7 protein-coding genes and 1 pseudogene are annotated in these 5595 nt (G+C 59.9%); 5 read left to right on the top strand and 3 right to left on the bottom strand.

Annotation, left to right across the window (positions count from 1 at the left end):
- Window positions 1-746 (top strand): annotated as a pseudogene (locus tag ACRESD_RS07775) (DUF726 domain-containing protein); the annotation flags it as partial.
- Between the two features lie 42 nt (window positions 747-788).
- Entirely contained in the window at window positions 789-2108 is a 1320-nt protein-coding gene (locus ACRESD_RS07780; protein WP_431750388.1) for an Nramp family divalent metal transporter, read from the top strand.
- A gap of 20 nt (window positions 2109-2128) precedes the next feature.
- Here the strand turns inward: ACRESD_RS07780 and ACRESD_RS07785 are convergent, their stop codons facing one another.
- The 3 genes from ACRESD_RS07785 to ACRESD_RS07795 all read right to left on the bottom strand — a co-directional run bounded on the left by ACRESD_RS07785 (window position 2129) and on the right by ACRESD_RS07795 (window position 3926).
- Window positions 2129-2506 (bottom strand): type II toxin-antitoxin system VapC family toxin, encoded by a 378-nt coding sequence (locus ACRESD_RS07785; RefSeq protein ID WP_431750389.1) that lies wholly within the window; start codon window positions 2504-2506, stop codon window positions 2129-2131.
- Window positions 2503-2862 carry a type II toxin-antitoxin system Phd/YefM family antitoxin gene (locus tag ACRESD_RS07790; RefSeq protein ID WP_431750390.1) on the bottom strand — a complete coding sequence of 120 codons (360 nt, stop codon included), beginning with the start codon at window positions 2860-2862 and terminating at the stop codon, window positions 2503-2505. Before ACRESD_RS07790 ends, ACRESD_RS07785 begins: the two co-directional genes overlap by 4 nt.
- Before the next feature lie 131 nt (window positions 2863-2993).
- The gene (locus tag ACRESD_RS07795; RefSeq protein ID WP_431750391.1) at window positions 2994-3926 is read right to left on the bottom strand and encodes a LysR family transcriptional regulator; all 933 of its coding nucleotides are present in this window, start codon (window positions 3924-3926) and stop codon (window positions 2994-2996) included.
- Between the two features lie 117 nt (window positions 3927-4043).
- On the opposite strand from ACRESD_RS07795, the gene ACRESD_RS07800 reads away from it, so the two are divergent.
- From ACRESD_RS07800 to ACRESD_RS07810, 3 genes are all read left to right on the top strand, one after another.
- Window positions 4044-4532: a DMT family transporter gene (locus ACRESD_RS07800; protein ID WP_431750392.1), complete on the top strand. Its 489-nt coding sequence runs from the start codon at window positions 4044-4046 to the stop codon at window positions 4530-4532.
- Between the two features lie 4 nt (window positions 4533-4536).
- Window positions 4537-4992 (top strand): DMT family transporter, encoded by a 456-nt coding sequence (locus ACRESD_RS07805; protein WP_431750393.1) that lies wholly within the window; start codon window positions 4537-4539, stop codon window positions 4990-4992.
- Window positions 4993-5192: 200 nt separating this feature from the next.
- Window positions 5193-5595: AraC family ligand binding domain-containing protein (locus tag ACRESD_RS07810; RefSeq protein WP_431750394.1), on the top strand; the 403-nt coding region annotated here is incomplete at its 3' end.

Below are 5595 nucleotides of genomic sequence, written 5' to 3' on the forward strand. Positions count from 1 at the left end.
CCCGTGAAGTACGTTTTGCCGAGGAGGACGTGGAGTTGTTCCCCGCGTTGGTGCAGGCGCGTCCGGACGAATTGAAATTTCTTGCTGAGCTGATGGCGCAAAAGCGCAGTGCCTCCATCGATGCCGATGTGCGCGAACCTCTGAAACTGGCTATCGAATTGCAGCGCATGGGCGGTGACAGCTTCATGAACCTGGCCCGTGGCCATGGCGTGAGTTATCGCCAGATTGCCGAAGATGTGGCGCAACGGCTGGGGATCAAGTTCGATGAACCGGTTGAATCCACAGCGCTGGCAGATATTGAGGCGCAGGTCGCGGAAAAACTGATCGAGCAGTACAAAGACAAACTCAGCAGCGCCGATCGCCAGGCCTTCGACGCTGAGCTCAAAGCCGCCGCGCAAAAAGAGCAGGGTCTGTTCAATCGTATCGACCTCGGTCGCTCGGCCACCACCGCCTTGGGCGGCACGGCGTTGGCGGGACTCACCGGGTTTATCCTGCGCCGTGGCGCGGCCACGGCCGTTCCGGTGGTAGGCCAGGCGCTGGCGGCGGCGATGTTGCTGGTGACCGGTGTACGTGCGTTTTCCGGTCCGGCCTATTCGATTACCACCCTGGCGGTATTGGTGGTCGGGGTGATTCGCCAGCGCATGGAGCGTGAAGCGCTGAATCAGGAAATGGACCTGGTGGTGCAAGTGGTCGAAGCGTTTGATTTACCCCGGGAAACGGTGATGCGCACGGTCGCATCCGACTGATAAGCTGCGGCCTTGTCTTGTGTTGTTTACTTGGGATGCCGCGTGAAATTCAGCCTGCCGAAAACCGCTACCGCACCGTTCTGCCCTCCGGAAGTGGCCGGGTCCGTCGCCGTCGACCCCAAGGCGTCATTCTTCAAACGCATGTTGATGTTCGCCGGCCCCGGCCTGTTGATCTCCATTGGCTACATGGACCCGGGCAACTGGGCCACGGCCATCGAGGCGGGTTCGCGCTACGGCTACAGCCTGTTGTTTGTCGTACTGCTGGCGAGCCTTGCGGGCATGGCGGTGCAATGCCTGTGCTCGCGGTTGGGCATCGCCACCGGCAAAGACTTGGCGCAGTTGTGCCGTGAGCGCTACAGCCGGCGTTCCGCACGAACCCAGTGGGTGTTGGCGGAAATTTCCATCGTTGCCACTGACCTCGCCGAAGTGCTTGGCTGCGCCCTGGCGTTTCACCTGTTGCTCGGCGTGTCGTTGACCACGGGCATCGTTATCACCGCCTTCGACACTTTATTGATCCTGGCCCTGCAAAACCGTGGGTTCCGCCGCCTTGAGGCGATCATGCTGGCGCTGGTGGCGACCATCGGCGTGTGCTTCTTTATCGAGTTGGTGCTGATCAAACCCTACTGGCCGGACGTGCTCAGCGGCTTCACCCCGTCGTTGTCGGCCATCAGCGATGCCGCGCCGCTGTACCTGGCTATCGGCATCCTGGGTGCGACGGTGATGCCCCATAACCTCTACCTGCACACGTCCATTGTGCAAACGCGGCTGATCGGCAAAGACCTCGCCAGCAAACAGGATGCGGTCAAGCTGGCGCGTATCGACACCATCGGCTCCCTGGCCCTGGCCTTGCTGGTGAATGCAGCGATCCTGGTGCTGGCGGCGGCTGCGTTCTACAAGACGGGCCACACCGAGGTGGTCGAGATCCAGGACGCCTACCACCTGCTGGACCCACTGGTCGGTGGTGCTTTCGCCAGCATTCTGTTCGGTATCGCCTTGCTGGCCTCCGGGCAAAGCTCCACCTTCACCGGCACCATCGCCGGGCAGGTGATCATGGAGGGTTACCTCAACCTGCGTATCCCGTGCTGGCAGCGCCGTTTGATTACCCGTGGGTTGGCGCTGATCCCGGCGTTTCTCGGCGTGTGGCTAATGGGCGATGATGCCATCGGCAAACTGCTGATCCTCAGCCAGGTGGTGCTCAGCTTGCAGTTGCCGTTCGCGCTGTACCCGCTGATCCGCATGACCGATGACAAGCAATTGATGGGGCCGTTCGTAAACCGGCTGCCGACACGGTTATTGGCGTGGTTCCTGTTTGCGGTGATCAGTGGGGCGAATGCGTGGTTGATTGGACAGTGGTTATTCTGAATTGACGAGGTGAGAAAGGGCTACACAAGGATTGCCAGGGATGTGTATTGGGCAACCTGCGAGTCGGCGGTCAGTAGCTTCATCGGCTCAAGCATGGCAGTTGCAACGATAAGCCGATCAAAAGGGTCTTTGTGGTGGTGTTGAAGATCCTTAACCGCAATGGCATGTTCTGACGTCACAGGCAATTCGACGAAACCGCTTTCCAGGCAGGACTCACGGATTTCGTCCAGGTCTATATCGAGTTTCCCCTGGCCGGCCTTTATCGCCATTTCCCAGAAGCTCGCGGCACTGACGTAAATGTCGGCGGCATGTTTAATCAGTCTTTGAGCTTCATTAGGCAGCTTGGGGTCGTCGTTGAGTGCCCACAGTAGGATATGGGTATCCAGCAGCACTCTCATGAAGGATTGCCTTCGAACGTGTCCAGCAGTTCGTCACAGAGAGGTGCGTCGAAATCTTCGGGAATCACCAGTTTTCCTTTCATTGCACCAATGCGCTGCCCCTTGGAACTGCTCATGGGAACCAACTGTGCCATCGCACGCCCGTGTTTGGCGATGGTGATGACTTTGCCAGCGGCGGCTTCGTCGACCAGTTTTGACAGATTATTTTTTGCTTCGCCCAAGGGCACAATAGTCATGTGGCTTTCCCCCTGTTTTGGCCAAATGTAGCCAAAGCTGCGTGAGCTATCAAAGATGGGCTGACCGCGGGTGGACGAAGTTCGTTCGGCACGCGGCGGCTTGTGATACATGAATTCCATGGCATCTCTCCTGAAAGGGGTTGCCAAAGTCTGCTGCAGCATTTCATACCTGGGAATGATGGCCCGAAAAATCAGAACGGGCCTACTTTTTCAGTGAGGAATTTTCTTCATGCCCTGCGTGATCGGCCCGCTTACCTGTCCCAATACGGCACCGCCCCAAAACACTCCACAAAATAATCAATCACCGTACGTACCTTCAGCGACAGCCGTCGGCTGCCGGGCCACAGCGCGGCGATCTGTTGTGGCTCCAGCGTCGTCGCCACTTCGTATTCCGTGAGCACTGCCTGCAAGGTGCCGGCGCGCAAGCTTTCGCCAATCAGCCAGGACGGAAACACCACCAGCCCCAGGCCTTGTTCAGCGGCGTGGGTGAGGGTGTCGGCATGGTTGCCGGTGATCGGGCCCTTGACGCTGTAGGGCGTCCAGTCGCCTTGGTCACGGCGGAAGAACCAGCGTTGCTGGCCGGTGATGCCTTTGTAGGCCAGGCACTGGTGATTCACCAGTTGGTCGGGGTGGCTCGGCAAGCCATGGCGGGCCACGTAAGCCGGGCTGGCGGCGATGCGAAAGCGCTGGGGCGCGAAGATGCGGGCTTGCATGCTGGAGTCGTTGAGCACGCCGATGCGAAACAGCAAGTCGGTGCCGTCTTGCAGCGGGTCGACATAGGTGTCGGTTTGCTGGATATCCAGCTGCAACTTGGGATAGCGGCGGCACAGCTCGCCGAGCCACGGTGAAAGGTGACGCTGGCCGAATACCATCGGCGCGTTGATGCGCACCAGGCCGCTGGGCTCGCTTTCCTGTTCCTGCAGGGCCTGGCCGGCGGCTTCCAATTGTTCCAGCATCACCCGCGCATGTTGCCCGAGCAGGCGCCCGGCCTCGGTGGGGCTGACCGCACGGGTGTGTCGGTAGAGCAGTTGCTGGCCGAGGGCCTGCTCCATCAACTGGATCTGCCGGGAAATGGAGGAGGGCGCCAGGCTCTCGCGGCGTGCCACTTCCGAGAAGCTGCCGTGGTCCAGCACTGCGACGAACAGGCGCAATGCCTTGAAACTCAGTTCATTCAAACCCTGCATTGCGCCTCCAGGCTGTGCGTATTACGCAAAGGTGTTATCCGCATGCTCCCATTTATCGCACAGAACGGCCACCGGATAATGCGCGTCATCAATCCTTTGTTGAAGCGCAGGTGATGTATGCAAGCCAGTTCTACCGCGGGTGTGGCGCAGGCCACGCCGAAAAGAAACCTTCTACGGTTGCTGTTATTGCCGCTGGTGATCCTGGCTGGCATGGGGCTGTCGGTGGAGGCCGGGTTGTTGGGACCGTTGGGTGTGCAGGTCGGGCATTTGTGGGCGACGTTAAGCATCTTCGGTGTCGGTTCGGCCATCCTGTTTTTGCTGCTGTTGTTCAGCGGCCCGCAAAAAGGTCCGGCACTGACCGACCTGCCGCGCTGGCAATTGATCGGTGGGTTCCTGGGGCCGATGTACGTGGTGGTGTTGACCCTGGCTACGCCCCACATCGGGATTGCCATGACCATGATCGCGATTCTGTCGGGCCAGGTCGGCAAGAGTGTATTGATCGACCATTTCGGCTGGTTCGGTACTGCGCGCAAGCGGGTCAATATCGAGCGTTGGATCGCACTGGCGCTGATTGTGGCGGCACTTGTCTTGATTGCACGAGGGTAAGGCAATGAATCTGATGCTGTTATTGGTGCTGGTGATCGCCGCAGGCGCGGTGTTGAGTGTGCAGGCGGCGATCAACGGTCGCCTGGGCCAGGTGGTGGGTGTGTTGCGCAGTAGTTTGCTGACCTTCGCAGTCGGTGCGATCACCACGGCGTTGTTGATCTTTTTCTTTGAGCCCGCCCAGGCTGTCAGCCTGTTGGACGTGCCGAAATGGCAACTGACCGGCGCGTTGTTCGGTGTGGTGTACATGATGGTGATGGTGGGCGCAGTACCCGTGGTGGGGACGGCGGTGGCAACGGTGGCGGTGATCGTCGGGCAGTTGGGCATGGGCATGCTGATCGATAATTTCGGCTGGCTGGGCAACCCGGCCATCGAGCTGTCGGGCAGTCGTCTCCTGGCGATGTTGCTTCTGGCCCTGGCGCTGGTGTTCATGTATCGCAGCAATAGCCGCCTGGCCGATTAAAGGCATTGAACCCAGATTGCTTGCCTATGGTCGTTGCTTAAGGTGCAGCACCCGCTGCGCCGAGCACCCTGCCCATGGCGAGCCTTATGCCTCGTCGACGGGTTGCGCGTGCGCCAAGTCGGCACACGCTTGAAAATCCGCTCGGATTATTGGGTGACGGTCATTACCATGGCCGTTCACCCTTGATTGATGTGTTCCTCATGGCCCTGGCCGCTCCTCCCGACCTCACTGATCATGCCGTCCCCGTGCAACCCCTGGCGCGCACTTATCCACGTGGGTTGTATGTGGAACCCCATAGCCACGACTGGGGCCAGTTGCTCTACGCCATGAGTGGCGTGATGTGGGTCGAGACGCCCCGTGAAGCCTTGGTGGTGCCGCCGCAGCGCGCGGTGTGGCTGCCGCCGGGTGTGGAACATGGGATTCGCGTGGTCTCGGACCTGCAGATGCGCAATATCTACCTGCGCCCGGCATTGGCGGCCACGCTGGACAGCCAGGTGCAGGTGATTGAAGTGGGCGGGCTGTTGCGTGAATTGATCGTCACCTTGGTCGATCAAGGTGACAACGGCGATCCGGTTTATTACGACGCCGTGGTCGGCCTGGCGC

The organism is Pseudomonas sp. (genome assembly GCF_050739995.1).
Lineage (GTDB): Bacteria > Pseudomonadota > Gammaproteobacteria > Pseudomonadales > Pseudomonadaceae > Aquipseudomonas.

What these genes read in the sequence shown, in the direction of transcription:
- ACRESD_RS07790 (WP_431750390.1), bottom strand. Translation starts at nt 2,862, where the DNA reads ATGGAATTCATGTATCACAAGCCGCCGCGTGCCGAACGAACTTCGTCC.
- ACRESD_RS07795 (WP_431750391.1), bottom strand. Translation starts at nt 3,926, where the DNA reads ATGCAGGGTTTGAATGAACTGAGTTTCAAGGCATTGCGCCTGTTCGTC.
- ACRESD_RS07805 (WP_431750393.1), top strand. Translation starts at nt 4,537, where the DNA reads ATGAATCTGATGCTGTTATTGGTGCTGGTGATCGCCGCAGGCGCGGTG.
- ACRESD_RS07785 (WP_431750389.1), bottom strand. Translation starts at nt 2,506, where the DNA reads ATGAGAGTGCTGCTGGATACCCATATCCTACTGTGGGCACTCAACGAC.
- ACRESD_RS07800 (WP_431750392.1), top strand. Translation starts at nt 4,044, where the DNA reads ATGCAAGCCAGTTCTACCGCGGGTGTGGCGCAGGCCACGCCGAAAAGA.